At 63.3% G+C, this 25,582-nt stretch carries 25 protein-coding genes; 6 read left to right on the forward strand and 19 right to left on the reverse strand.

Going from position 1 to position 25,582, the window contains the following annotated elements:
* Nucleotides 1–194: transposase (locus Q0O05_RS01230; RefSeq protein ID WP_293660005.1), on the forward strand; the 194-nt coding region annotated here is incomplete at its 5' end.
* 274 nt (nt 195–468) lie between these two features.
* Here Q0O05_RS01230 and Q0O05_RS01235 read toward each other — a convergent pair.
* From Q0O05_RS01235 to Q0O05_RS01265, 7 genes are read right to left on the reverse strand one after another with little or no spacing between them, the layout of a single operon-like run.
* A complete protein-coding gene (locus Q0O05_RS01235) occupies nt 469–837 on the reverse strand; it encodes an FxDxF family PEP-CTERM protein (protein ID WP_293660006.1) in 369 nt (122 codons plus the stop codon).
* A 12-nt stretch (nt 838–849) separates the two neighbouring features.
* Complete coding sequence (locus Q0O05_RS01240; protein WP_293660007.1) at nt 850–1,584, reverse strand: lysophospholipid acyltransferase family protein; 735 nt, start codon at nt 1,582–1,584, stop codon at nt 850–852.
* 29 nt (nt 1,585–1,613) lie between these two features.
* Nucleotides 1,614–2,909, reverse strand: a complete 1,296-nt coding sequence (locus Q0O05_RS01245; RefSeq protein WP_293660008.1) for a dihydroorotase — start codon at nt 2,907–2,909, stop codon at nt 1,614–1,616.
* A 37-nt stretch (nt 2,910–2,946) separates the two neighbouring features.
* Nucleotides 2,947–3,909 carry an aspartate carbamoyltransferase catalytic subunit gene (locus Q0O05_RS01250; protein WP_293660009.1) on the reverse strand — a complete coding sequence of 321 codons (963 nt, stop codon included), beginning with the start codon at nt 3,907–3,909 and terminating at the stop codon, nt 2,947–2,949.
* A gap of 2 nt (nt 3,910–3,911) precedes the next feature.
* Nucleotides 3,912–4,439, reverse strand: coding sequence for a bifunctional pyr operon transcriptional regulator/uracil phosphoribosyltransferase PyrR (gene pyrR / locus Q0O05_RS01255; protein ID WP_293660066.1), 528 nt, complete (start codon nt 4,437–4,439; stop codon nt 3,912–3,914).
* A 5-nt stretch (nt 4,440–4,444) separates the two neighbouring features.
* Nucleotides 4,445–4,891 (reverse strand): Holliday junction resolvase RuvX, encoded by a 447-nt coding sequence (gene ruvX / locus Q0O05_RS01260; RefSeq protein ID WP_293660010.1) that lies wholly within the window; start codon nt 4,889–4,891, stop codon nt 4,445–4,447.
* Nucleotides 4,888–5,487, reverse strand: a complete 600-nt coding sequence (locus tag Q0O05_RS01265) for a YqgE/AlgH family protein (protein ID WP_293660011.1) — start codon at nt 5,485–5,487, stop codon at nt 4,888–4,890. The genes ruvX and Q0O05_RS01265 overlap by 4 nt, the downstream gene beginning before the upstream one ends.
* A gap of 21 nt (nt 5,488–5,508) precedes the next feature.
* Between Q0O05_RS01265 and Q0O05_RS01270 the strand changes: the two genes are divergently transcribed.
* Entirely contained in the window at nt 5,509–7,071 is a 1,563-nt protein-coding gene (locus Q0O05_RS01270) for a deoxyribodipyrimidine photo-lyase (protein WP_293660012.1), read from the forward strand.
* Here the strand turns inward: Q0O05_RS01270 and Q0O05_RS01275 are convergent.
* The 6 genes from Q0O05_RS01275 to Q0O05_RS01300 form a co-directional block, all read right to left on the reverse strand.
* Nucleotides 7,017–12,491: an Hpt domain-containing protein gene (locus tag Q0O05_RS01275; RefSeq protein ID WP_293660013.1), complete on the reverse strand. Its 5,475-nt coding sequence runs from the start codon at nt 12,489–12,491 to the stop codon at nt 7,017–7,019. The genes Q0O05_RS01270 and Q0O05_RS01275 overlap by 55 nt on opposite strands.
* A 68-nt stretch (nt 12,492–12,559) precedes the next feature.
* Complete coding sequence (locus tag Q0O05_RS01280) at nt 12,560–14,794, reverse strand: methyl-accepting chemotaxis protein (RefSeq protein ID WP_293660014.1); 2,235 nt, start codon at nt 14,792–14,794, stop codon at nt 12,560–12,562.
* Between the two features lie 20 nt (nt 14,795–14,814).
* Entirely contained in the window at nt 14,815–15,345 is a 531-nt protein-coding gene (locus Q0O05_RS01285) for a chemotaxis protein CheW (protein ID WP_293660016.1), read from the reverse strand.
* A gap of 12 nt (nt 15,346–15,357) precedes the next feature.
* A complete protein-coding gene (locus tag Q0O05_RS01290; RefSeq protein ID WP_293660017.1) occupies nt 15,358–15,723 on the reverse strand; it encodes a response regulator in 366 nt (121 codons plus the stop codon).
* The gene (locus Q0O05_RS01295; RefSeq protein ID WP_293660018.1) at nt 15,723–16,121 is read right to left on the reverse strand and encodes a response regulator; all 399 of its coding nucleotides are present in this window, start codon (nt 16,119–16,121) and stop codon (nt 15,723–15,725) included. The genes Q0O05_RS01290 and Q0O05_RS01295 overlap by 1 nt, the downstream gene beginning before the upstream one ends.
* Nucleotides 16,122–16,186: 65 nt before the next feature.
* Nucleotides 16,187–16,360: a rubredoxin gene (locus Q0O05_RS01300; RefSeq protein ID WP_293660019.1), complete on the reverse strand. Its 174-nt coding sequence runs from the start codon at nt 16,358–16,360 to the stop codon at nt 16,187–16,189.
* Between the two features lie 120 nt (nt 16,361–16,480).
* Between Q0O05_RS01300 and Q0O05_RS01305 the strand changes: the two genes are divergently transcribed.
* Together Q0O05_RS01305 and hemL are read left to right on the forward strand one after the other, a co-directional pair.
* A complete protein-coding gene (locus Q0O05_RS01305; protein WP_293660021.1) occupies nt 16,481–17,401 on the forward strand; it encodes a bifunctional hydroxymethylpyrimidine kinase/phosphomethylpyrimidine kinase in 921 nt (306 codons plus the stop codon).
* 8 nt (nt 17,402–17,409) lie between these two features.
* Entirely contained in the window at nt 17,410–18,714 is a 1,305-nt protein-coding gene (gene hemL, locus Q0O05_RS01310) for a glutamate-1-semialdehyde 2,1-aminomutase (protein WP_293660023.1), read from the forward strand.
* 54 nt (nt 18,715–18,768) lie between these two features.
* On the opposite strand, the gene Q0O05_RS01315 is transcribed toward hemL, so the two are convergent.
* From Q0O05_RS01315 to dusB, 4 genes are read right to left on the reverse strand one after another with little or no spacing between them, the layout of a single operon-like run.
* Nucleotides 18,769–19,362 (reverse strand): SIS domain-containing protein, encoded by a 594-nt coding sequence (locus Q0O05_RS01315; protein ID WP_293660024.1) that lies wholly within the window; start codon nt 19,360–19,362, stop codon nt 18,769–18,771.
* A 9-nt stretch (nt 19,363–19,371) separates the two neighbouring features.
* Entirely contained in the window at nt 19,372–21,024 is a 1,653-nt protein-coding gene (gene purH, locus Q0O05_RS01320; RefSeq protein ID WP_293660025.1) for a bifunctional phosphoribosylaminoimidazolecarboxamide formyltransferase/IMP cyclohydrolase, read from the reverse strand.
* Between the two features lie 23 nt (nt 21,025–21,047).
* Nucleotides 21,048–21,284, reverse strand: coding sequence for a helix-turn-helix domain-containing protein (locus tag Q0O05_RS01325; protein WP_293660026.1), 237 nt, complete (start codon nt 21,282–21,284; stop codon nt 21,048–21,050).
* Nucleotides 21,281–22,333, reverse strand: coding sequence for a tRNA dihydrouridine synthase DusB (dusB, locus tag Q0O05_RS01330; protein WP_293660028.1), 1,053 nt, complete (start codon nt 22,331–22,333; stop codon nt 21,281–21,283). The genes Q0O05_RS01325 and dusB overlap by 4 nt, the downstream gene beginning before the upstream one ends.
* Before the next feature lie 191 nt (nt 22,334–22,524).
* Between dusB and Q0O05_RS01335 the strand changes: the two genes are divergently transcribed.
* A complete protein-coding gene (locus tag Q0O05_RS01335) occupies nt 22,525–22,989 on the forward strand; it encodes a YqaA family protein (protein WP_293660029.1) in 465 nt (154 codons plus the stop codon).
* Between the two features lie 31 nt (nt 22,990–23,020).
* Here the strand turns inward: Q0O05_RS01335 and Q0O05_RS01340 are convergent, their stop codons facing one another.
* Nucleotides 23,021–23,839 carry a CmcJ/NvfI family oxidoreductase gene (locus Q0O05_RS01340; RefSeq protein ID WP_293660031.1) on the reverse strand — a complete coding sequence of 273 codons (819 nt, stop codon included), beginning with the start codon at nt 23,837–23,839 and terminating at the stop codon, nt 23,021–23,023.
* Nucleotides 23,840–23,972: 133 nt separating this feature from the next.
* The gene (locus Q0O05_RS01345; protein WP_293660033.1) at nt 23,973–24,494 is read right to left on the reverse strand and encodes a glutathione S-transferase family protein; all 522 of its coding nucleotides are present in this window, start codon (nt 24,492–24,494) and stop codon (nt 23,973–23,975) included.
* Between the two features lie 109 nt (nt 24,495–24,603).
* On the opposite strand from Q0O05_RS01345, the gene Q0O05_RS01350 reads away from it, so the two are divergent.
* Entirely contained in the window at nt 24,604–25,554 is a 951-nt protein-coding gene (locus Q0O05_RS01350; protein WP_293660034.1) for a LysR family transcriptional regulator, read from the forward strand.
* Nucleotides 25,555–25,582: the final 28 nt, after the last annotated feature.

A 25,582-nucleotide genomic window follows, 5' to 3' on the forward strand; every position in this document is an offset into this window, starting at 1 on the left:
AGCCACAACAGAATGCTTATGTCGAGCGGTTCAACAGAACCGTCCGCTACGAATGGCTATCCCAGTATTACTGGTCCAGCATTGAAGAGGTTCAGGACTACGCCACAAAGTGGATGTACTCCTACAATCACGATCGCCCGAATATGGCCTTGGGCGGTTTCACCCCAAAGCAGCATCTGGCCATGGCTGCATAACCGTTCTACTTTTAGGTCCTGTGGAAATCGGGGGGATTACCCAGCGAAAGAAGCGTTCCAGGAAAATTCGAGCTATCTGTCAACCTGACCGCTGCACCGAGTGGTTAGATTTATTTTCCAAATAACATCGCTTCAGCCCTGGTAAGGCCTGTGTGCCCGAATAGGGTTTCTTTCAGGCACCATTTAGTCGGCTCGAAAGCCTCCCCGGATGCGATCAGCCCCAAAAACAAACGGGAGCCAAAGCCCCCGTTGTCGTTTGCAAGATGAGGCTTGCTTATGCAGCGGAACTGGCTTTGCGGCGACGCGCTATGGTGCCTATCAAACCCAGGCCAGCGAGCAGCATGGCATAGGTTTCGGGTTCCGGGACTGCGGTCACCGCCACGTTGTCCAAGGACCCGCCATAACTGTTTGAGGTGCCGATGCCGCTGAAAATCAACTCTGTAGCGCCGTTGAGTGCGACCTGGCCCTTGTAGTTCATCCAGTCGTTACCGCTTTGCAAACCGGCGGTATTTTCCAGAACTGTTCCACTCAAAGAGCCAAAGCTGAAGGAAAGACCGTTGTCCCCGGCTGCGCGGTTTTCGCGGGCGGAATAGTCCGTTCGGATAGATGCACAGCCCGCCGGATAAGCGCAGGCAGCTATCAAAAGATGAGCAAATCAGCCCTGGCGCAGGGCAATGATCTCGCAGCGCAGGGCAGCGGCGAGAGCTCGGCGGTCACGGCCGGCGGCGGCTTGGGCTTCGCCAAAGCGCACCACCGCCTGAATTCCGTCGCTGCACAGCGTGCGCCAGAGGGAGCCCAGCAGGGTGTCGTCGCCGATGTAGCAGGGCGCAAAGCTCTGCCGGCCCTGCGCGTCTTTGAAAAGCAGCGCCACCGGCTGCACCGGCGCACCGGCCGCAATGGCGGCTTGCAGCAAGTTGGCGTGAAATGGCAGCACCTGGGTGCCGTCCCCGGTTGTCCCCTCCGGAAAAACCGCCAGCACCTCGCCGGCCTGCAGCCGCTCTGCCATGTGGTGCACTACGCGCATCGCATCCCGGCGGGATTCGCGCTCTATATAGAGAGTGCCGGCGCCGGTGGCCAGGGTTCCGACCAGCGGCCAGTGTTTGACGTCGGATTTAGAAATAAAGCGGCAATGCCGCGCCGCGTGAATCACCACAATGTCCAGCCAGGAGATGTGGTTGGCTGCCAGCAGCACCGGCCCTGCCTTGGGCGGCGCACCATCTACTATCAATTTGATAGCTAGCCGCGCAAGCATGGTCTGCGCCCAGGCCTGAACTTGTGCATAACGCCCAGCTTCCGACAGACGCGGAAACACAAACTTGATGCGCCAGGCGCCGGTCAGCAAATGCAGGATGACGCGGGTCAGCCGCCAGCCGGCTCTGAGTTGGCGCATGAGCCTGAGCAGCGGCCTTCGCATGAACCTCAGTCGGCGGTAAACGCCACCCGGCCCGCCACCAGCGTCGCCCTGACGCGACCGGGCAATTCGTAGCCGCCAAACGGCGTGTGCCGGCCCTGGCTTCGCAGGGCTGAAGGCGTCACCACCCAATGGGCGGCGGGGTCAAAGACGCAGATGTCGGCGGCACCGCCCTCGGTCAGGCGGCCGGCGCTGGCGGCAAATGTACCCAGGGCGCTGCCCAAAACGCCTGCCGAGCGGCAGGTCACGGTGGCCAGTGCGTCGGCCACGCCCAGCCCGCTCTCGGTCGCCCACTTGAGCGCCAGACTCAGCAACAGCTCCAGACCGGTGGCGCCGGGCACCGCTTCAGCAAAGGGCAGGCTTTTTTCATCCTCGCCCGCGGGGGTGTGGTCGGACACCAGAGCATCAATCGTGCCATCGGCAAGGCCTGCGCGCAGGGCGTCGCGGTCGCGCTGTTGGCGCAAAGGCGGGCTCAGGCGCATGCGGCTGTCGAAGTAACCGATGTCTACATCGGTGAGGTGCAGTGAGTGGATACTCACATCGCAAGTCACCGGCAGGCCCTCGCGCTTGGCCTGGCGCACCAGCTCCACGCCGGCGGCGCTGCTGATGCGGCACAGGTGCACCCGGGCGCCAGTAGAACGCACCAGCTCAAAAATCGTGTGCAGGGCAATGGTTTCGGCCGCCACCGGCACGCCGCTCAGGCCCATGCGCGTGGCCAGCGGGCCGCTGGCGGCCACGCCCTTGCCCAAAAAAGCCTCTTGCGGACGCAGCCACACCGCGTAGCCGAAGGTGCTGGCGTACTGCAGGGCGCGCTGGGTCACCTGGGTGTTGACCAAAGGCACCTCGGCCTGGCTGAAAGCGACGCAGCCGGCCTGGGTGAGTTGCAGCATCTCGGTGAGCACCTCGCCCTGCAGATTGCGGGTCAGGGCGCCGAGCGGAAACACCCGCGCCTGGTGCAGGCGCTCGGCGCGGTGGCGCAGCATTTCCACCAGCCCCGCCTCGTCCAGCACCGGCTCGGTGTCGGGCGGGCACACCACGCTGGTCACGCCACCGGCCACGGCTGCAGCCATTTCCGAGGCCAGCATGCCTTCGTGCTCATGTCCGGGCTCGCGCAGGCGCACCGACAAATCGACCAGCCCCGGGGCCACGATGCAATGCTGGGCCACGATGGTGGTCTGCGGCTGAAAGCCCTCGGGCAGGCTGCCGATGGACACAATGCGCCCGCCGGAGATGGCCACATCGGCCACCCGGTCGGTGCCGCTGGCGGGGTCGATCACGCGACCGCCCTGGATCAAAATTTTCATAGCGTCAGTCCTCGATTCCGGCCTCAGGCCTCAGGCCTCAGGCCTCATTACCCGCGACGATGCTCATGACCGCCATGCGCACGGCAATACCAAACGTCACCTGCGGCAGGATCACGGCCTGGTTGCCGTCCACCACCGCCGAGTCAATCTCGACACCGCGGTTGATGGGGCCGGGGTGCATGACGATGGCGTCGGGCTTGGCCAGTTGCAGCTTGTCGGGCGTGAGGCCGAAGCTCTTGAAGAATTCGTGCATCGAGGGCAGCAGCGCGCCGCTCATGCGCTCGTTTTGCAGGCGCAGCATGATGATCACGTCGCAGTCTTTGATGCCCTCCTCCAGCGTGTGGCACACCCGCACGCCCAGGTGGGCCAAGTCAGAAGGCACCAGCGTTTTGGGGCCCACCACCCGCACTTCGGCGCAGCCCAGGGTGGTGAGGGCATGAATGTCCGAGCGGGCCACCCGTGAGTGCAACACATCGCCCACGATGGCTACCGTGAGGTTGGCAAAGTCTTTTTTGTAGTGCCGGATGGTGAACATATCCAGCAGCCCCTGAGTGGGGTGGGCGTGGCGGCCGTCGCCGGCGTTGATCACGTGCACGTGGGGCGCCACATGCTGCGCAATCAGATAGGGTGCGCCTGACTCGCCGTGGCGCACCACAAACATATCCGCCGCCATGGCGCTGAGGTTGGCAATGGTGTCGAGCAGCGACTCGCCCTTGGACGCGCTGGAGCGGGCGATGTCGAGGTTGATCACATCCGCGCTCAGGCGCGTAGCGGCAATCTCGAAGGTGGTGCGGGTGCGGGTGGAGTTCTCAAAAAACAGGTTGAAAACACTCTTGCCCCGCAGCAGCGGGACTTTCTTGACTTCACGGTCGTTGACCGAGACGAAGTTGGTGGCGGTGTCCAAAATCTGCGTCAGGATGTTCTTGGGCAGCCCTTCGGTGGAGAGCAGGTGAATCAGCTCACCGTGTTTGTTGAGTTGCGGGTTGCGCTTGTAAAGCATGCTCAAGCCTCCTGCACATCAAAGGAAAACACGCCCTCGGTGCTGCGCGCCAGCGCGAGCGACTGGTGCGCCGCCAGCGTGACCCGCGCCGCCGCGAAGTCCGGCTGCACCGGCAGCTGCCGCCCTCCGCGGTCTACCAGTACCGCCAGCCGCACCTGAGCGGGCCGGCCGAAGTCAAACAACTCATTCATGACCGCCCGCAGGGTGCGCCCCGTGTAGAGCACATCGTCAAGCACCAGAATATCGGCGCTGTTCACCTCAAAAGGCAGTTGCGTTTGGCCACCGGAGGCCAGGCCGCGCTTGGCAAAGTCGTCGCGGTGCATGGACGACGAAATCACCCCGGGCCGCCCGGGCAGCGCCAAGTCAGCCTGCAGCCGCTCGGCCAGCCAAGCGCCGCCGGATGTGATGCCCACCAGGCGGGTATCGGCGTGGCACAACTGCTGCACACCTCGCAGGAGCTCGCGGTACAGCGCTTCTGCGTCCAGCAATAAGGCACCCCCGCCGTGGGACGGCCCGGAGGCGTTCGTCAATGTGGTCACTCCAGACTCCTCAAAAACTGTTCAAGAATGATGCAGGCCGAAGCGGCATCGGCGTCTTTGGCTCCGCTGGCCAGGGCCTCGGTGGTGCTGTAACGCTCGTCCACCTCAAACACCTGCAGCCCGAAGCGGCCCTGCAATTGACGGCCGAACTTCTTGGCACGGGCGGTGTTGTCGTGCGCGGCGCCATCGGGGTGGTAGGGCACACCAATCACGATGGCGTCGGGCTGCCACTCTTTCAGCTTGGCGGCAACGCCGTCAAAACGGGCGTTGCCCTCGGCGTGGATGGAGCCCTGGGGCTGCGCAGTGCGCAAAAGCCGGTTACCCACCGCAACACCTGTACGTTTAAGGCCGAAGTCGAATGCGATAAAGGTAGTCAGGTCGGCGGGCACGGGGGGCGATGGGGGCTGGGTCGCAGAGCTTGCAGGTGCTGCCTGCCCGCTCATGCGTGCCCCGCCTGCTGCGAAATCATCCACGACTGCAGGCCCAGCAAACCCAGAGCGCGCTCGTAGCGCTGATCGACCGGCGTCTCAAAAATAAGCGCCTGATCAGCCGCCACGGTGAGCCAGCTGTTTTCGCCCAACTCGGTCTCCAGCTGCCCCTCGCCCCAGGCCGCATAGCCCAAAGACACCAGCACCCGCTTGGGGCCCGAGCCCATGGACAGGGCCTCGAGCACGTCTTTGGAGGTGGTCATCTCCAGCCCGCCGGGAATCGTCATGGTGGATGAATACAGCGACTCGTCCTCGCCCTGCCCCTCAGCTACCACCGACTCATGCAGCACAAAGCCGCGCTCGGTCTGCACCGGCCCGCCCTGAAACACATTCTGGCCCAGCAAATCGGCACGGTGCAGGGGCAAATCAATCTTGTCAAACAGCGCGGTGAGTGCCATGTCGGCCGGCTTGTTGATGACCAGCCCCAGCGCGCCGCGCTCAGAGTGTTCGCACACATAAACCACGCTCTTGCCGAACAATTCGTCTTCCAGTCCGGGCATGGCAATCAGAAAGTGATTGGTGAGGTTGAAAGGTGCAGAATCGCCGGACATGGTTTGATTTTAGCGGCTGACATGCACACACAATTCTCCAAAGGGCTGGTTTGGTTCCGGCGCGATTTGCGCTCTGACGACAACGCCGCCCTGGCCCGCGCCACCGCTTGCTGCGACGCCGTCATCTGCGTTTTTGTCTACGACACCGCGATTCTGGACGCCCTGCCGCGGCAGGACCGGCGGGTGGAATTCATCCACGAATCGCTCGCCACGCTGGACGCCGATCTGCAGGCCCTGCGTGGCAGGCCGGGCCAAGTCTTGCTGGCCCTGCACGACCTGGCAGAGACCGCCATCCCCCGGCTGGCTGACGCCGTGGGCGCAGATGCGGTGTTTGCAGCGCGCGACTACGAGCCCTCGGCGGTGGCGCGAGACACAGCAATACAACAGCAACTGCTGCACCGCGGCCGGCAACTGGTGCTGGTCAAGGACCAGGTGATTTTTGAGGAGCGCGAGGTGCTCACCCAAACCGGGCGGCCCTATGGCGTGTTCAGCCCCTACCACCGGGCCTGGCTGGCTCGAATCGGCGCGGAGCCGGTGGCCACGCATAGCCTGACCCAGCCAGAGCGCAAGCTGATGGGACTGGGGGAGTTGCCCCGTCTCCAAACGACCGAAACATCGGAAACATCATCCACCTCAAAATTAGAGCCTTTTCCGGCTGAAACCCTTGCGCTGCCTGCGCTGAGCGCTATCGGTTTTGAAGCAAGCAACCTCTCAGCGCTCGGAATTCGCGGCGGCGCGGCGGCCGGCGCAGCGCTCTTGGAGGACTTTCTCCCCCGCATGGACCGCTATGGCGAGACCCGCAATTTTCCCAGCGTCAAGGGGCCCAGCTATCTGGGGGTGCATCTGCGCTTTGGCACGGTCTCCATCCGCACGCTGGTCAACCTCGCACTTGAGCGCTTGCGCGCGGGCAGCGAGGGGGCTTCGGTGTGGCTGGCCGAGCTGGCCTGGCGGGATTTTTATTTCCAGATTCTTGCCAACTACCCGCAGGTGGCGCAGAGCGCCTTCAAGCCCGACTACGACGCCATTGTTTGGGAGCAGGGGGAGCGCGCGCAAGCCCTCTACCAGGCATGGTGCCAAGGGCGCACCGGCTACCCCATCGTCGACGCCGCCATGGCGCAGATCAACCAGACCGGCTACATGCACAACCGCCTGCGCATGGTGGCGGGCAGTTTTCTCGTCAAGCACCTCGGGCTGGACTGGCGCTGGGGCGAGCGCTACTTTGCCCTGCAGCTGAACGACTTTGACCTCGCAGCCAACAACGGCGGCTGGCAGTGGGTGGCCTCCAGTGGCTGCGATGCGCAGCCCTATTTCCGCATCTTCAACCCGGTCACGCAGAGCGAAAAGTTTGACGCGCAAGGCAAATTCATTCGCCGCTACCTGCCGCAGCTGTCAGCCCTGTCTGACAAGGCGATTCATGCGCCGTGGCTAGCCAAACCGCTGGAGTTGGAGATGGCCGGTGTGCGGCTGGGTGACAACTACCCGCAGCCGGTGGTCGACCACAGCGAGGCCCGGGCCCGCACGCTCGCTCGCTACGGCTTTCTCAAGAAATCCGCAGACGCCTCCACCGGCGCCAGCGCGCAGTAATCACGCACCAGCGCCAGCAGCTCGTCTTCCGAGTAGGGCTTGCCGAGGTAGTGGTCCACGCCCAGGCTGCGGGCGTGTTCGCGGTGCTTTTCAGCAATCCGGGACGTGATCATGATGATGGGCAGCTTGCTGAGCTTGGCGTCGGCGCGGATGTTGCGGGCCAGGTCGAAGCCGTCCATGCGGGGCATTTCGATGTCGGTGAGCACGACCACCGGTGCCTCCTCCTGCAGGCGCTCGAGGGCTTGCAGGCCGTCATTTGCCAGCACCACCCGGTAGCCCTCTCGCTTGAGCAGTCGCTGGGTGACGCGGCGCACGGTAATGGAGTCGTCCACCACCATCACCAGCGGCAGCTTGGGCGCTGCGCTGCCGGCCAAGGCCGGGCCGTCTGCCGCCGGCGGGCTTGCCGCAGCCAAGCGCGCGACCTCATCGGCGCTGTGGCCATGCGCCAGTGCGCGGGCCTGATCGCCATACACCGAGACCAGCGCCACGGGGTTGTAAATCAGCACCACCGCGCCCGAGGCCAACACCGACATGCCCGAGAGACCGGGCAGGCGCGCGAGCTGCGGCCCAAGGTTCTTGACCACCACTTCGCGGTTGCCCAAGACCTCGTCAATGTGGGCGGCCAGGCGCTGCCCCGCGCTGCGGAAAATAGCCACCGGCCGGGTCTTGCCCGCCGGCTCCTCGCTGCGCGCCGAGGTCTGCAGCAATGCGCCGCCCCAATAAAAGGGCACCTGCTCCCCGCCAAACTCAAAACTCTGGGATGCATACGCCGCCTCCACCTGTCCCGCAGGCACGCGCAGCACGGTTTCCATCAGGCTGGCCGGCACGCCGATGGAGTAGTCCCCCATGCGCATGATCACCACCTGCGTCACCGCCGTGGTGAGCGGCAGCACCAGCGCAAAGGTGGTGCCCACATGGACTTCGGTTTGGGTCTCGATGCGCCCGCCCAAGGCCTGCACCTCGGATCGAACCACGTCCATGCCGATGCCGCGGCCGGAGAGTTCGGTCACCACATCCGCCGTCGAAAACCCGGGGGCGAAGATCAGGTTGGCGGCGTCGGCCACACTCAAAGTGTCTTCCGGGCCGACCAGGCCATTGGCCCGCGCCTTGGCAAGAATGCCTTCCATATCGAGGCCCGCGCCGTCGTCGCTGAAGCGCACAATGATGTCATTACTCTCTTGCTGCAACGCAATGCTGATGGTGCCGGTGGCGGGCTTGCCAAGCCGGGTGCGCTGCGCAGGGGCCTCGATGCCGTGGGCTACCGCATTGCGCAACAGGTGCTCAAAGGCCGCCGCCATGCGGTCGAGCACGCCGCGATCCACCTCGATAGAGCCGCCGGCAATGTCCAGCTTCACCTGCTTGCCTGCATCTTTAGCCGCCTGCCGGACCACACCATAAAGGCGGTCGGCAATGCTGTCGAACTCCACCATGCGGGTGCGCAACAAATCTTTTTGCAGCTCGCGGGCCTGACGGGCCTGGGCCACGAGGTCATCTTCGGTGCCTTCCACTGAACGCATCAGGGCGCGTTGCACGGTAGCCACGTCATTCACCGACTCGGCCATCATCCGGGTGAGTTCCTGCACGCGGGTAAACCGGTCGAACTCCAGCGGGTCAAAGCCCTGCGCGGAATCTTTGGTCTGTGCCAGGCGGGACTGCATCTGCGACTCGGCCTGCAGCTCCACATCGCGAAGCTGCTGGCGCAAACGGTCCAGGTTGCCGGTGAGCTCGCCAAGCGACGATTTCAACTGCCCCAAGCGCTCGTCCATCCGGGAGCGCGACATCATCACCTCGCCGGCCTGGTTCACCAGGCGGTCCAACAACTGCGCACGCACCCGTACCGTCTGGTGGGCCTGCGCCCGCGGCAGGAAGGACGCCGGCGCATGGACCAGCGGGCGGGACTTGGCTTGCGCCGTGTCCACCGGCAGGGCGGGGCTGGCCGCGCCAGCTTCGGGCCGGGCAGGGGTTTCATCGGGCGCATCCACCCCTGTTTGAGCCAGCGCGTCCAGCGTGGCCTGCAGGGCATCGAACCGCGTCAGCAATGGCTCGAGCTGCACGGTTTGCAAGCCTTCGGAGCCCAGTTGCTCGATGGAAGACTCCATGCGGTGCGCCATTTCGCCAAAGCGCATAGCGCCGGCCAACCGGGCGCTGCCCTTGAGGGTGTGAAGCAGGCGCAAGACCGCACGCCGCGGGCCGGGCTGCTCGGGGCTGGCCACCCATTCGCGCAAGGCCGCGCCCAGTTGGGGCATGAGCTCTGCGGCCTCTTCTTCAAAAATAAGCAGCAGGTCGGGGTCAATGCTGTCTTGCGACTCCAGCGCCACGTCTTGTGCATCCAGCACCCGCAAGGGCGCAGCCACCGGCAGGGCGACGGGCTGATCAGGCTCCCCGGCCGACACCGCGTCGGGCTCGCCAGCCGCAAACTCGGTGTCGATGATGGCGTGCAGGGCTTCGAGCACAACCGGATCGGCCTCTTTGACGAAACCGGCGGCAAACTGGTGCAACAGGCGACGAATCTCTTGCGCGGCGTCGCAAAAAACAGCGGCATGCTCGGTGCGGATCTGGCGGTGCAGCTGAACATGCTGCAGCGCCTGCTCCAGCAATCGGGCCAGATTGGACAGCTCCATGAATCCCACGGTGGACGAGCTGCCCAAGAGCGAATGCGACAGAGAAATCACCGAATCCGAGACCGGAGCCGCCAGCTCGATCGACCATTCGCCGAGCTCAGTCTGCAAACGGCGGGACCATTCATCGGCCTCGTTGAGGTAGACGTTGTAGAGCGGAATACTGATGCGCAAGGAGCCAATGACCTTGATTCCCTCATCCTGCGGCTCCTCTTCGCCCAGCTCGATGACCTCGACGGCATCGGTGTCAAGCGGATCGGCCGGGGTTGCCGCCGCTGGAATGTCGTCAGGCTCATCGAAGTCAAAGTCGTCGAGGCTGAACTCCAAACTATCGAGCAGGCTCTCTGCTTCGAGCACGGCGGCCGGTTTGACCTCGACGGCGGGAGCCACTTCCTCGGCATCCTCCATGTCGGGCCAATCGTCCAGCTCCTGAACCTGCGGCTCGGCAGGAGCCGGGCTGGCGACGGGCTCAGGCTCAGGCTCAGGCGCTATCGCCACTTCCAGCGCCTCTTCCATCGGTGGGAACTCCAGCACCACCTCGGGTTCCGGCTCCGCATCCAGCGCGTCGGGCGGAACCTGCAGGGGCAGCCATTCGCCGCCCAATCGCAAGGCGTCCGCGGTCTTACGGAATTCGGCGGGGCTCCAGGCCGAGGCGTCGCCCGCCGCAATCGCTTGCGACCAGCGAGCCAGAGCGGCCAGCGCCTCGGTGCTGCTGGTCATTAGCGCCTCGCTGGCGGGCTTGTGATCGGCCAGGTTGGCGTTGAGCAACTGCTCATAGGCCCAGGCAGCTTCGCCGAAATCGTGCAGGCCGACCATCCGAGAGCTGCCCTTGAGGGTGTGAAACGCACGGCGCAAAGTGGTCTGGTCGGCCAGGTTGGTCGGCTCCGCGCGCAGCGCAGCAAGGGCCTCCTGCCCTTTCAACAGCACCTCGCGCGACTCCTGCAAAAAGACATCGAGGAGTTCGCCGTCGTCGTCAGCCGGCTCCCGCCCCGGAGCCGCAGCGGCCGGAGCTGCGGCGGCAGGCGCAGGAATGGCTTCACGTTCACGGCCCATGAGCGGGCGGAATTCGCCGGCAAGCTCGTCGTACTCAAACAGTGTCCTGGCCAGGGCACGCTGGTAGCTCAGCATGTCGATAAGGAACCCCAAGGCGCCCAGGCTGTTGCCCAGCTTTTCAAAAATGCCGGTGCGGGCGGTGGCGGCGTCCACCGTGTCGACCATGAACTGCTCCACGCTGCTGCGGATGCGCAAGGCGGCCAGCGCCGGCTGGTCCAGCCCCAGCACAGAAAAAACTCCGCGCATCTGCGACAGCTGGCTGGGCACTTCGCGCAGGGGGGTGTTGTCGCCGGGATCCCGGAAGAACTGGTCGAGCGCTTTCTCCACCTCGTCCAGCGTGCCGCGTAACTCATTGACCACGCTGCCCATGGTCTGACGCTCGCTTACCCGGCGGTAGAGGTCTTCCATCCACGCCTCGAGGGGCTCGGCCAGGCCGCCGGCCATGACGCGCTGCAGGCGCTGCGCCAGGCGGGCGCCGCGCTCGGCCATCTGGTTGTCGGCGGGGTCCAAGTCGTCGTAGGCGGCTTCAAGATACAGCACCGCCGTGGCCACCTCCATGGCCAAGGCGGGCGAGGGAGAGGCGCCTGAGCGGACCGCAGCATCGACGGCGGATGTCAGGGCGCGGGCCAACACGGCACTCTCCCCGTGCAGTTTGATAACCACATCCGACACCGCGGCAAACTGCTCGCCCGCGGCCTTCAGGCGGTTCAGGTCACCGCCGGCCAGCGCCGACCAGGTTTCGGCGGCGGCTGCAATGCGCTTGCGTGCCAGCACCAACAGAGCGGGATCAAAGCGGCCGAATTGCTCGTGCGCGTAGTCCACCGCAGGGCTGTCAGTCAGCCCATAAGCCAGGCGTACCGCCGCCACCGTGGGGGCCTTCGAAACATCAGCGGGATTTGCCCGCGAGCAGAAAAAAACAATGTCTTGCGCCAGCCGCTCGGACACCGCGCTGCGGCCCTTGGACCGGGCCACATACTGCTGCAAGATGCGGGAGGCGGTCCGCTTGGTATAGATGTCGTCTTCAAAAAGCTTGTACGAGGTGCCCTCGAAGTAGGCAGCGCCCAGCATCCAGAACGCTTGCTCCTCGACGGACTGCGCCGCCGCAGCCAGGCCGACACTGAGCGCTTGCAAGCGTCGCGCCGCAGCCGGGTCCTGGTATTTCATCAAGCGGAGGATGGCGTGGTCCACCTCGCCGCGCAGCTCCGGGCCCGTCGTGTGCGGCTTGGCACCTTCGGGGAGGGCAAGGGGCTTCCACTCCCAGCCGGAAACCCAGAGGTCTGCCGGGTGAATACGTTCGGCGCCACCCAGATCCAGCAGGGCCTTATATTGCGGAAACAGCGCGACCGGAGAGGCTGACTTGCCCTTGAGCAACCCTTCCAGATATTCGTTGAGCGCGAAGCTCGCCCGCTCGAGGCAACCGGCGACCGCATCGTTGCAGATCTCAGGGCGCTGAACACACTTGTGCGCCAGAACCTCCATCGCCCGCAGGAACTTGGCGGGCGCCTCCAGGCCGATCATCTCCAGCGCGCCTGCCGACTGGTGCAACTGCTGGCGAGCGATGCGAAGGTGGCTGGCATCGAGCAGGCTGGGGTCCGAGCTCTGGGCCAGCTCGGCGTCGCGCACAAAACGGCGAACCGCTTTGGTCGCGCCATCGAGCGACTTGCGCAGCTCTTCCAGAACCCACGCCAAAGGCCCCAGATCGGCCTGCGAAAGCGGCTGACCTTGGTGAGCGACAAGTGATGACGACATGGCTTGGGCCTCTTCAGGGGTTCACGGGGCGATCACGCGTGGCGCGGATAGGCGGGGCTGTGCGCGGATCAGGCAATCTTGAACCGGGACACCGACCGGCGCAACTCTTCGGCCATGGTGGAGAGCTCACGAACCTGATTGGCGGTCACCCGGGTGCCCTCACCGGTCTGCTCGGTCACCGCAAAGATGTGCTGGATGCTCTCAGCCACCTCATTCGCCAGCAGCGCCTCGCGGGACGCCGCGTTTGAGATCTGCTCAATCAGGTCGGCCACGCGGCGGGAAACCCGGTCAATTTCGGTCAGCGCCGTGCCCGCGTTGTCGGAGAGCTTGGCCCCCTCCACCACACCCAGCGTGGAGCGCTCCATCGCGCCGATGGCGTCTTGCGTGTCGGTCTGAATGGCTTTCACCAGCGCCGAGATCTGGCGGGTGGCGTCCGCAGAGCGTTCGGCGAGTCGCTGTACTTCTTCCGCCACCACCGAAAAGCCCCTACCGGCTTCTCCTGCGGAGGCGGCTTGAATGGCAGCGTTCAGGGCCAATACGTTGGTCTGCTCGGTAATGTCGGAAATCAGCTCGGTGATTTCGCCGATCTCTTGCGAGGACTCACCCAGGCGCTTGATGCGCTTGGAGGTTTCCTGGATCTGATCGCGGATGGAGTTCATGCCGCCGATGGTGTTTTGTACCGCCTGCAGACCGGACTCCGCAGCCTCCAGCGACTGGCGCGCCACTGCGGCAGACTCCTGCGCCTGGGTGGACACCTCGTTAATGCGTCCGGCCATGTCCAGCACCGACTTACCGGTCTCACGAATTTCAAGCAGCTGCTCGTTCGAGGCCGCCAGCAGCTCGGTGGAGGTGGCGTCCACACCGGCGGTGGTTTGCGCCACGCGGGAGGCGGTGTTTTGCACGTTTTCCACCAGCGAGCGCAACTCTTCCACGGTGTAGTTCACCGAGTCTGCAATCGCGCCGGTGATGTCCTCGGTCACCGTGGCTTCCTGGGTCAGGTCGCCTTCAGCCACAGTTTGCAGTTCGTTCATCAGTCGCAAAATAGCGGCCTGGTTGGCGTCATTCACCCGCTTGGCCTCAAGCTGCAGGCGCTCGGCATCCACGCGCTGGGCGTCCGCATCCTGCTCGCGGATGCGGCTGTCCTGCAGCTGCACATACGACAGGCCAGCCGCGCTGGCCAAGGCAATGGCAGCCGCCAGCACCAGCAGCACCAGGACAAAACCGCTGATTCCGGCGTCACCGGACAGCTTGCCCTGCAACTCCTGCAGGCTGCGGCGCAGGGGCTCGCTGTCTTCCAAAATCAAACCTTGCGCAGCGCGCGCAGCCACCATGCCCTGCACGTTGCTAAGCAGCGCGACAGATTGCGCACGGGTTTCTTCATAGAGCTTGATCAGGGATTCCAGCTTCGCACGGGTGGCCGCATCTTTGGTGGCGCCGAGCTTGAGCTCCGCACTGCCTGAAAGAAGCCCTGATGAGATGTCTTTGAAGGTATCCAGGTCCCGGCCCAGCTGGGCCAGCGCTTCGGCGTTACCGCCTTCCACCGCCATGAACTCGCCGGCGGACTTGCCAATGCGCTGCGTCAGCATCAGCAACTGCCCCGCGGCGGCGACCTCGGCAGCAGGCGCGCCCAGTTGCAATTTGAGTGTGGCAACAGCATTGGCCGCCTCCAAAAGCTCCGCCGACTGGACGCGAATCCGACGCAAGGAAGCGCCGATGTCGAGCAGCATTTTTTCCTGGGCAATCACCGACTGCGCGCTCTTGTCCCCCCGCTCCACCAGCGGAGTCACCTGCCGCAGCTCGAGAGCGTAACGGTCACTGAGGGCGCTGATATTGAGCGCGTCGTCGCCCGACTTAAGGCCCATGACCGATTTGGTGAGCACTTCGGTGCTTTCCTTCACATCGGTAAAGGCCTCCGCGTTGCCCTGCATGGCCTGCGACACCGATTTGGCCAGCCGCTGCGACTGCATCAAAGACTGGCCGGTGGCGCCTAGCTGCTGGGCCACCTTGTCGGACTGGTTGAGCGCATAAAGCGTGACCAGCGCCAGGAAGACCAAGGAGCCGCCCAACACACGAAACAGGTTGCGCTGGTGCTCTTGCACCGTGCGAAAGCCCATCACGGGCACATCAATCATCTGGCTGCTGGTCGCGCGGGTGGCTGCACCGCCGTACACCTCGGTGGCTTGGTACAGCGTGCTCTCTGGGGCTTGCTCAGAATCCTGGTAGGCCGTGCTGGAGACCGCATCTCTGTCCGAATCTGCGGCCTTTCGGAAAATGCGGCTTTTGAATTGATCAACGAGGGACATGGTGGGGCCTTACGGTTGAATTAAGCGCTGATGCTCAGAAACTGCGGAGATTGGGAGAGAACGCGTAAATTTATTTCCTGCCAGTCGTCGCCCTCTGCATCGACCAGCACATTGCCGAAATAATCCGGCGCGCCCTCTGCCGGGCCGCGCGATTGGCTGAAGGCGTCGGCACCGCGCAGGCCGGACAAGGCGTCCACCTGCAGCGCACAGTTCAGGTCCAGAGCCGCGTTGAAGGTGACCACGCTGGGCTCCGGCGACGGCGCCACCGGCGCGGGGAGACCCAGCTCGCCGGCCAGAAAACCAGCCAGATTGACCACACCAAACAAACCCCCGCGGATATTGACGATGCCGCGGAACCAGCCCACGGTGTAGGGCACCGGCTGAGCGTGCGTGAGCGGAACGATTTCACCGGCCTGCGCCAGCGGAAACAGCAGCCTGTGCTCTCCAGCTATCACTGCCAACCACGAGACCGACATGCCCTCGGTTTTCGCCGCCTGCAGGCGGGTGGCAAGCCGCGCCTGCAGCTCCCGCAGTGCTTCTCTGTTGGCCATGGGTGGTGGGCCCTATTCCAGGGACCGGATCTTGGCGAGTAAATCTGCGGGGTCCACCGGTTTGGTGACGTAGTCCTTGGCGCCCTGGCGCAGGCCCCACACCCGGTCGGTCTCCAGGTTTTTACTGCTGCAAATGATGATCGGAATGTCGGCGTATTCCGGGTTGCGGCTGATGGAGCGGGTGAGCTGGAAACCGTTCTGCCCGGGCATCACCACGTCCATCAATATGAGTTGGGGCTTTTCTTCTTCGAGGCGCTGCATGGCCTCGTCTGCGCCTTCCGCCGAGCGAACGCTGAAGCCGTGCTTTTGCAGTACCTGGGTGAGAAACAAGATCTCGGTCTTGGAGTCATCAACAATCAGCACGTTCTGGATAGGCATCAGTGAGCTCCTTGCATGGCGGCACCGAGCTGCTGCACGGACTGCAGCAACTGGTCTTTGGTAAAGGGTTTGGTGAGGTAGTCCTGCGCGCCGACCATGCGGCCACGCGCCTTGTCAAACACACCGTCTTTCGAGGAGAGCATGACAACCGGCACCCCGGAGAAGCGCGCGTTGCGTTTGATGATGGCGCAGGTCTGGTAGCCGTCCAGACGGGGCATCAGGATGTCGCAAAACACAATGTGCGGCTGGAAATCGTTGACCTTGGCCAAGGCATCAAAACCGTCGTCGGCCAACAGCACTTCGTGCCCGCCCTGCTTGAGAAAAATCTCGGCACTGCGCCGGATGGTGTTGCTGTCGTCAATGACCAGAACTTTGTAAGTGGGGGCGTTCGTGTTCAAGGGGCAGCACTCCGGAGCATGTGTGGAAGGTCAGTGCTTGCCGGATCCACACAGTGCGTGTGGACTCAAATTTGCACCATCTCGAAGTCTTCTTTGCGGGCGCCGCACTCAGGGCAGGTCCAGTTCATGGGGACGTCTGCCCACAAGGTTCCGGGTGCGATTCCGTGGTCCGGAGCCCCTGCAACCTCGTCGTAAATCCATCCGCAAATCAAGCACATCCAGGTAGTAGGGTCAGTCACAGCGTATCGGGCCTTCAAATAGAATGAGATGATTGTATAGAGCGGGTTTTGTCAAAATAAAGACGGTCTGCCATGGCCAGGCCGCTCTGCACGACGAACCACCCCAACCAAGGTCTCTCGATGTCGGCATCCCCATCCCCCGAAACAGAACATGACACCGACGACGACGGCCCCTCCGCCTGCGTGATGGCCTTCAATGCCAATGACCCCAGCGGCAGTTCCGGCACCTCGGCCGACCTCACCGCCATAGCTTCGGTGGGTGCCCATGCCCTGCCGGTAGTAACGGGCACCTATGTGCGCGACACCTCCGAAATCGTGGACCACTTCTCCATGGACGACGAGGCGGTGACCGAGCAGGCCCGCGTCATCCTGGAAGACGTACCCGCGCAGGTGTTCAAGGTGGGGTTCGTGGGCACCCCCGAGAATCTATCGGCCATTGCGGAGCTGGCCTCGGACTACGCCGACATCCCGCTGGTGGCCTACATGCCCGACCTCTCCTGGTGGGAGGAAGACAAGATCGACATGTATCTGGACGCCTGCACCGAACTGCTGCTGCCGCAAACCACCCTGCTGGTGGGCAACCACAGCACCCTGTGCCGCTGGCTGCTGCCGGACTGGTCTTCCAGCAAAAGCCCGACCGCGCGCGACATTGCCAAGGCGGCCAACACCTTCGGCGTGCCCTACACGCTGGTCACCGGCATTGCCTTGCCCGACCAGTTCATCGACAACGTGCTGGCCTCGCCCACGGCGGTGCTGTGCAGCGAGAAGTTTGAGCGCTTTGAGGCGATTTTTACCGGCGCCGGTGACACCCTGTCCGCGGCACTGGCGGCCCTGATTGCCAGCGGAACCGAGCTCAACGAAGCAGTCACCGAGGCGCTGAGCTACCTCGACCGCTGCCTGGAGCATGGCTTTCGCCCCGGCATGGGGCATGTGCTGCCCGACCGCCTGTTCTGGGCGCAACCCGATTCCGACGATGAAGACGCACCGGCCAGCGGCCTGGAGAGCGACTTCGACATCCCCCCCAACTCCACCCGGCATTGAGCGACATCATGGCGACCAACCGTAATCTAGATTTGTTCGAGCGCGCCAAGCGCGTGATCCCCGGAGGAGTGAATTCGCCGGTGCGGGCCTTCAAGGCCGTGGGCGGAACACCGCGCTTTGTGAAACGCGCGCAAGGCGCCTATTTTTGGGACGCCGATGGCAAGCGCTACATCGACTACATCGGCTCCTGGGGTCCGATGATTCTCGGCCACGGCCACACCGCGGTGCTGGAGGCAGTGCAAAAAGCGGCGCTGGATGGTTTTTCATTCGGCGCACCCACCGAACGCGAAGTAGAACTGGCCGAGGCCATTCTGGCCCAGGTGCCCAGCATGGACATGGTGCGCCTGGTCAGCAGCGGCACCGAGGCCGGCATGAGCGCCATCCGTCTGGCGCGCGGCGCCACAGGTCGCAGCAAGATTTTGAAGTTTGAGGGCTGCTACCACGGCCATGCCGATGCGCTTCTGGTCAAGGCCGGCTCGGGCCTGGCGACCTTTGGCAACCCCACCAGCGCCGGTGTACCGCCTGAGGTGGTGCAGCACACGCTGGTGCTGGAATACAACAACATCCCGCAGCTTGAGGAAGCCTTTGCCCTGCACGGCAAAGAGCTGGCCTGCCTGATGATGGAGCCGATTGCCGGCAACATGAACTTCGTGCGCGCCAGCCTGCCGTTCATGCAGCGCTGCCGCGAGTTGTGCACCGAATACGGCGTCCTGCTGGTGTTTGACGAGGTGATGACCGGCTTTCGCGTTGCACTGGGCAGCGCGCAAGCGGTATACGCCCGCAGCCTGCCCGGCTTTGCCCCTGACATGACGGTGCTCGGCAAGGTGATTGGCGGCGGCATGCCGCTGGCGGCCTTTGGCGGCAAGCGCGAAGTGATGGAGCAACTCGCCCCGCTGGGCCCGGTCTACCAGGCCGGCACGCTGTCGGGCAATCCGGTGGCCACCGCCTGCGGGCTGGCGACCCTGACCGAAATCAGCAAACCCGGCTTTTATGAAGAGTTGGGCCGCAAAGCGCAGCTGTTGATCAGCGGGCTGAAGGCCGAGGCTGACAAGGCAGGCGTCGATTTTTGCGGCGACAGCGAGGGCGGCATGTTCGGCTTCTTTCTGTTCAAGGACTTGCCGCAGAACTACGCCCGGGTCATGACGACCGACAACACGCGCTTCAACACGCTTTTTCACGGCCTGCTGGACCGTGGCATATACATCGCCCCGGCGCTCTACGAGGCGGGTTTTATCAGCGCTGCCCACACCGATGCGGACATTGCTGACACCGTGTCCGCTGCCGCCGAGGCATTCGCCTTGCTATCAAGATAGAAGCTGCCCGCGCAATAGCGGCGGGCTAAAAAGCCGTTTTAGGCCTCAAAAAGCCTACTCGCCGGCGTAATTCTCGGGGAAGAAGTGCCGCTCGGTCAGTTCGATCAGGATGTGCAACACCTTGATGTGGAGCTCCTGGACGCGGTCGGCGTAGTGGCCGCCGGGGGTGCAGATGTAGACATTGCTCAGGGGCTCGAGCTTTTCGCTGCGGCGCCCGCTCAGGATGATGACCTTCATGCCCTGCGCCTTGGCGGCTTCGGCGGCCTTGATGATGTTCTTGCTGGTGCCGCTGGTGCTGAGCGCGACCAGGCAGTCTCCGGCGCGGCCGTGGCCTTCGATGTAGCGGGCGAACACCTGCTCGTAGCCGTAGTCGTTGCCCACGCAGGTCAGGTGTCCGGCGTCGCTGATAGCGGCAGCGCCCAGGGCCTTGCGGTCTTTGCGGTAGCGCCCGGTCAGCTCTTCGGCGAAGTGCATGGCGTCGCACATGGAGCCGCCGTTGCCGCAGCTGTACACCCGCCCCTGGCTCTCGAAGGTGGAAATCAACAGTTGCGCGGCCTGCTCTACCGTAGCGAGCGCGGCGGGGTTGGCCAACAGCGCATTCAGCGCGGACGAAGCCTCTTGAAGGCTGGCGGTAATGTGGTTTTGCATGGCTGAAGTTTAGTGGCGGAAGTGGCGAACGCCGGTAAACACCATGGCGACGCCGCGCTCGTTGGCCGCATCAATGACTTCCTGATCACGCATCGAGCCTCCGGGCTGAATGACGCAGGTGGCACCGTGGTCCACCACCACATCGAGCCCGTCGCGGAAGGGGAAAAACGCGTCGCTGGCCACCACCGTGTCCGCCAACGACAAGTTGGCGTGGCCGGCCTTGATGCTGGCGATGCGGGCCGAGTCCAGGCGGCTCATCTGGCCGGCGCCCACGCCCATGGTCATGCCGCCCTTGCAAAACACGATGGCGTTGGACTTGACGTACTTGGCCACCTTCCAGGCGAACAACAGATCGTTCATCTCCTGGGCGCTCGGCTGTCTGGTGGTCACCACTTGCAGGTCACTCTGGGCCAGCTCGTGGTTGTCTGCGGTTTGCAGCAGGATGCCGGAGCCGATGCGCTTCATGTCCATCCGATTGCGGCCCTTATCCCAATCGGTGGCTCCTCCCGCGGGCAGGTCAATTTGCAAAATCCGCACATTGACTTTCGACTTGAACACCTCTAACGCTGCCGGCGTGAAGGAAGGCGCCATGAGCACCTCGACGAACTGCTTGGAGATGGCTTGCGCGCCGGCCTCGTCGAGTTCGGTGTTGAGGGCGATGATGCCGCCGAAAGCGCTGGTGGGGTCGGTCTGGAAGGCCTTGGAATACGCTTCCAACGCGTTCGCGCCTACCGCCACGCCGCAGGGGTTGGCGTGTTTCACGATGACGCAGGCCGCAGCCTGTGCCAAGTCGCCGGAAACGCCAAAGCTTTTGACGCACTCCCAGGCGGCGTCAGCGTCGGCAATGTTGTTGTAGCTCAGCTCCTTGCCCTGGAGCTGCCTGGCGGTTACCAGCGAGCCGGGCGCTGGTAACAAGTCCCGGTAAAGGGCGGCTTGCTGGTGGCTGTTTTCGCCGTAACGCAGGTCCTGGACCTTCACAAACCGGCCGTTGCTCTGGCCGGGGAACAGGTCCAGCGCGGGAGTCTTGTCACCGGCGGGAACAGCATGGCTCTCATCACCGAGCTGGATGGCGGACAGGTAGTCGCTGATGGCGCCGTCGTACTGGCTGATGCGGTTGAAGGCGGCAACCGACAGGCGCAACTTCGTCTTGTCGCTGACCCCGCCGCTGGCCTGCAGCTCGGTGATCACGGTGGCGTATTGGCTGGCGTCGGTCAATACCGCGACGTCCTTCCAGTTCTTCGCGGCGCTTCGCACCATGGCGGGGCCGCCGATGTCGATGTTCTCAATCGCGTCTTCGAGAGTGCAGCCGGCGCGGGCTACCGTGGCCTCGAAAGGGTAGAGGTTCACCACCAGAAAGTCTATGGTCTCAATGCCGTGCTCGGCCAGAGCCGCCATGTGGGCGGGAAAGTCGCGCCGCGCCAGCAGGCCGCCGTGCACGCGGGGGTGCAGCGTCTTGACCCGGCCGTCCAGCATTTCGGGAAAGCCGGTCATCTCGGCTACCTCGGTCACCAGCAGGCCGCTGTCCGCCAACAATTTGGCTGTGCCGCCGGTGGACAGCAGCTTCACGCCCTGGGCATGGAGCGCCCGGGCGAGCTCTGCGATGCCGGTCTTGTCCGACACGGAGAGCAGCGCGGTGCGGGAGGGTGTGGTGTGTGTGTTCATATAAAGGGATGCGGAGGATGCGATCAGGGCAGCATCTGGTGCTCGACCAGCTTCTTGCGCAGGGTGTTGCGGTTCAGGCCCAGCCACTGCGCCGCTTTGGACTGGTTCTGGTCGGCGTGCGCCATCACCACCTCGAGCAACGGTTTCTCTACCGCCCGCACCAGCATGTCGTACATGCCATCGGGCTCGGTGCCGCCCAAATCCGCGAAATATTTTTCAAGACTCATGCGCACGCAATCATCCAGTTGCTTGTTGCTCATACTGCCACTTCCATCACTTCATTTCCCCTTGTCGGCTTGGCGCCTGCAATCCTGGCGGGAATGCGGTCCATTTCTTCGTTCAACTGATTCAGATAGCTTGCTACGGCAGCCACCTGGGCTGCGCTGTCTTCCAGCAGGTTCATGCGCTGGCGGAATTCTTCGCCGCCGGGCAGGTCCTGCACATACCAGCCGATGTGTTTGCGCGCGGAGCGCACACCGATGAATTCGTCGTACAGGCTGTAGTGGTCGTGCAGGTGCTCAATGAGGAGCCTCTTGACCTCGCTGACCAGCGGAGGCGCCAAATGTGTGCCGGTGGCCAAAAAGTGCGCCACCTCCCGGAATATCCACGGGTAGCCCTGAGCGGCGCGGCCGATCATGACGGCGTCAGCCCCCGTGGCTGCGAGCACGGCGCGGGCTTTTTCCGGACTGTCGATGTCGCCATTGGCCACCACCGGAATGCGCAAAGCTACTTTGACGGCGGCAATGGTGTCGTACTCGGCCTGGCCCTGGTAGCCCTGTTCGCGGGTGCGGCCGTGGACGGTGACCATCTGCACGCCGGCCGCCTCGGCCATGCGGGCCAGGGCTAACGCGTTTTTCTCGGCCTGGCACCAGCCGGTGCGCATCTTGAGGGTCACCGGCACATTGCGCGGTGCGCACGCGCCCACCACCGCCTCGACGATGGCAATGGCGAGCGCCTCGTCCTGCATCAGCGCGGAACCGGCCCATTTGTTGCACACTTTTTTGGCGGGGCAACCCATATTGATGTCGATGATTTGCGCACCGCGGTCGATGTTGTAGGCGGCGGCCTCCGCCATCATCTGCGCATCGGTACCGGCAATTTGCACCGCAATCGGGCCGGGCTCGCCGTCGTGATTGGCGCGGCGCGACGTCTTCAGGGTCTTCCAGAGATCCTTGCGCGACGTGACCATCTCGCTCACGGCATAGCCCGCCCCCAGGCGCTTGCACAGCTGCCGGAACGGGCGATCCGTGACCCCCGCCATCGGAGCAACAAAGAGATGATTCGCCAAAGCGAACGGGCCGATCTGCATGAAGACAATGGAACCGAAAAGCGTCCGGAGACAAAAAGGGCCTACGCAGCGGCAGGCCCGAGTGGGATTCTAACTGCTCAAAATTTCAGCAATTGAAATGGCGGCGCTGCACCGCAGCATCGGCTTCGTCTCTTCCTGAACCTAGAGACAATGACAAAGCCGCTAAGCTCTCTCATCCAAGCGACCGTGATATGCAGCATTTTCTTGAACTCCTCTCCCTCCCCGAGTTCGGCCTCAGCACCCTGTTTACCGTGGCCTTTATTTCAGCCACGCTCTTGCCGTTGGGGTCGGAGCCGGCGCTCTTCGGACTGATCAAACTCAACCCCGATTTGTTCTGGTCTGCCATCACGGTGGCGACCGCTGGCAACACCTTGGGCGGCGCGCTCACCTGGCTGATGGGCTGGGGCTCGCGCAAGGTTTTCCTCAACAACAAGTTCTCGGAGCGACGCGCTTTATTGTGGCTACAACGACAAGGCCCAAAGGCCTGTCTATGGAGCTGGCTACCGGTGGTGGGCGACCCCTTGTGCGCGGTGGCGGGATGGTTGAAGTTGCCGTTTTGGCCCTGTGTGGCCTATATGGCCATCGGCAAGTGCCTGCGCTATATCGCTATGAGTGTGGCGCTGCTGTGGGTGTTTCCGGGCGCCATTCAGCTGTGAACCTAGCCGTTGGCGATGCAGCGACGCTGACTCAGAAGAATGCCATGGTGCGCACCTCGATGCTCTCGCGCTTTTGGGCGTCAGGCCGGGTGTCTGGGTGTTCAAACGCGGAGTGCCCCATAAAACGGCATCGGCCATCGGTGGCGGAGTCATATGTCTTGAGCAGCAGGGCGTGGTGCGGCTCCATGTGAGGGAAGTACATCCAGCGATGCTGCGGTGAGTGGCGCATGACATAAATCTCACCGGTGCGTTCCCGATACTTCAAGTCCATGCGAAGCATGTCGCCCGGAGCGTGTGTACTCGCGTCACACATGGCGAGCGGCAGTTCCTCCACCCGGCGGTAGAGCGGCTTCCAGACATTGAAGAACACCACGCGCCCCTTCAATAAGTCTTCAGCTTCGTCGGGAAGAATGTCCCGCACCCTCTGCGGACCGCTGTGGACCGTGTAATCGCTGTGCACCAGCATCACCGCGGGTCGCTGCACCTCGGTTTGCTGCTTGAGGTCCGAAGGCAGGCGCTTGCGGATGGTGTGATCGAAAACCTCGACGCGCTTCGCACCCGTTTGGGCCTTCACAAACGCTACGACCTGCTCATAAAAGGTCTGCTTAACCAAAGCATCGTCATCAAACTCTTTGAAAGAGGGGTCGAAATCATGTAGCTCGAACCCCTCCCTGTCCAGGCTGATGGTGTTGCGCTGTGGCCATGCGTCGTGGATCTCGACTTCCTGCACATCCGTCCCGGGCGGATTGAGTTTGACCTCGGGCTCGGGCTCATAGAAGTAATAGTCAGGGGGGATGCCGTTATCCACTGAGTAGTTCAGGGTGGCACGCACGGGTTGCGAAGGCGTCATAGTTGTCAGATCAGAGTGGTTTTTGGGTGGTGAAGCCTTGGTACACCATGGTGTTCTTCCAGCAAGGCAGTTGCTCTACGCCCTGATGCAACCAGCGGCGCAGGTTGTGGTGCTTCTCCAAGGGCAATTGCTGCTAGCCGTGCAAGTGCATCGGAGCGGCAAGTGCGATGTCGGCGATGGTGGCGTTTTTCCCGCTCACCCAGGCGCTTGCGGCCAGGCGTTTGTCCAAGATTCCAGCCAGCTTGTGGAACTGGGTTTGCTGCGCTTCCAGCACGGCGGGGTCTGGCGCGCCGCCGAGCAAGGGCTTTACGCAGTTTTCGACGAGGAACACATAGCAGGCCGGGAACCAGCTGGAGGACTCCCAGAGGAGCCAGCGGTTGATGTCGGCGCGGGTTTTTAGGTCTTTGGGATACGCGGCATCGTTACCCATTTTGTCGGCCGCGTACTGCAGGATCGCGTTGGACTCCCAGAGTTCGAAATCCCCGTCCACCATAGCTGGCACCGAGGCATTGGGGTTGAGGCTGAGATAGGGCTCTTCCTTTTGGGCGCCTTTGAAGTAATCGACATGAATCACTTCGTAGGGCGCTCCGATGAGTTGAAGGCCGGCAAGTACTTTTTTGCAATTGACGGTGATGGGGTCTGCGTGGATCTTCATGTTGTCTCCTTTTGTGTGTGTTCATGAACTAACGCCGGGCCAGTGTAGAAATTGACCCGCCACCTCACAACTGCTTTAATGCAAACGAATTGTCTTCATTTCGCGAACAATGAACCCGCTTGAGCGGCAGCAGCGCCCCATCTCCACCGACATGCTGGCCGCCTTCCTGAAGGTGGCGGAGAGCCGCAGCGTGAGCCAGGCCGCCTTGGCGCTGGACGTGGGCAAGGGCCTCGTCAGCAAGCGGATTGCGCAACTCGAGGAGAAGCTGGACGCCACCCTGTTCAGCAGGAGCACGCGCAAGATTGCCTTAACCCCTGCCGGCGAGGCCTATGTGGAATTTGCGCGTCGGGCCTTGAGCGAAATCTACGGCGGGATGGAGCGCATGCGCTCGCTGCGCTCGGAGCTCACGGGAGAAATAAGGTTGACAGCACCGGTGTCGTGGGGTCAGCGCGTTCTAGGAAAACACCTGCCGGAGTTTTTACGGCTGCATCCGGCGCTGGAAATTGAACTGATCCTTGCCGACCGGCTCATGGACATTGCCAGCGAGCGCATCGATATCGCCCTGCGCTGGTCGCGCCATGCGCAACATGAGTTCAACAGTACGCCCTTGACGGCGGTGGATTGGTTCTTGGCCGCAGCTCCCTTGTACCTAGCGCAACATGGTCTTGCATCCAAGCCGGGCGAGCTGGCGCAGCATTCATGCCTGTATTACCGGCGCGACAATAGCGACGACACCTGGGTCCTACAACACGAAGCGACCGACGACCACCAGCAGATCAAGGTCGCAGGACGCTACCGCGCCGACAACCCCGAGGCCGTGTACGAAGCAGCCGTAGCGGGCCTCGGCGTGGCCCTGCTGCCGGACTATTTGTGTGAGAGCGCCATTGCGCAGGGCAGCCTGATCAGGGTATTGCCCCAGTGGCAGCCGCAAACCAAATTTGGCACCCAAGTGGTGGCCCTATGCACCCCGGAACGCATGAAATTCACACGCAACCAGGCCTTGCTGGAATACCTCCGGCTGGCCCTGGGTAAAACACCTAAAACGGCAAGCCAGGGTTGAGGTCCGGCCCGCGCCCAACAACCCGGGT

It is taken from the genome of Rhodoferax sp. OV413 (assembly GCF_945881795.1).
In the GTDB taxonomy this organism is placed as follows: domain Bacteria; phylum Pseudomonadota; class Gammaproteobacteria; order Burkholderiales; family Burkholderiaceae_C; genus Allorhodoferax.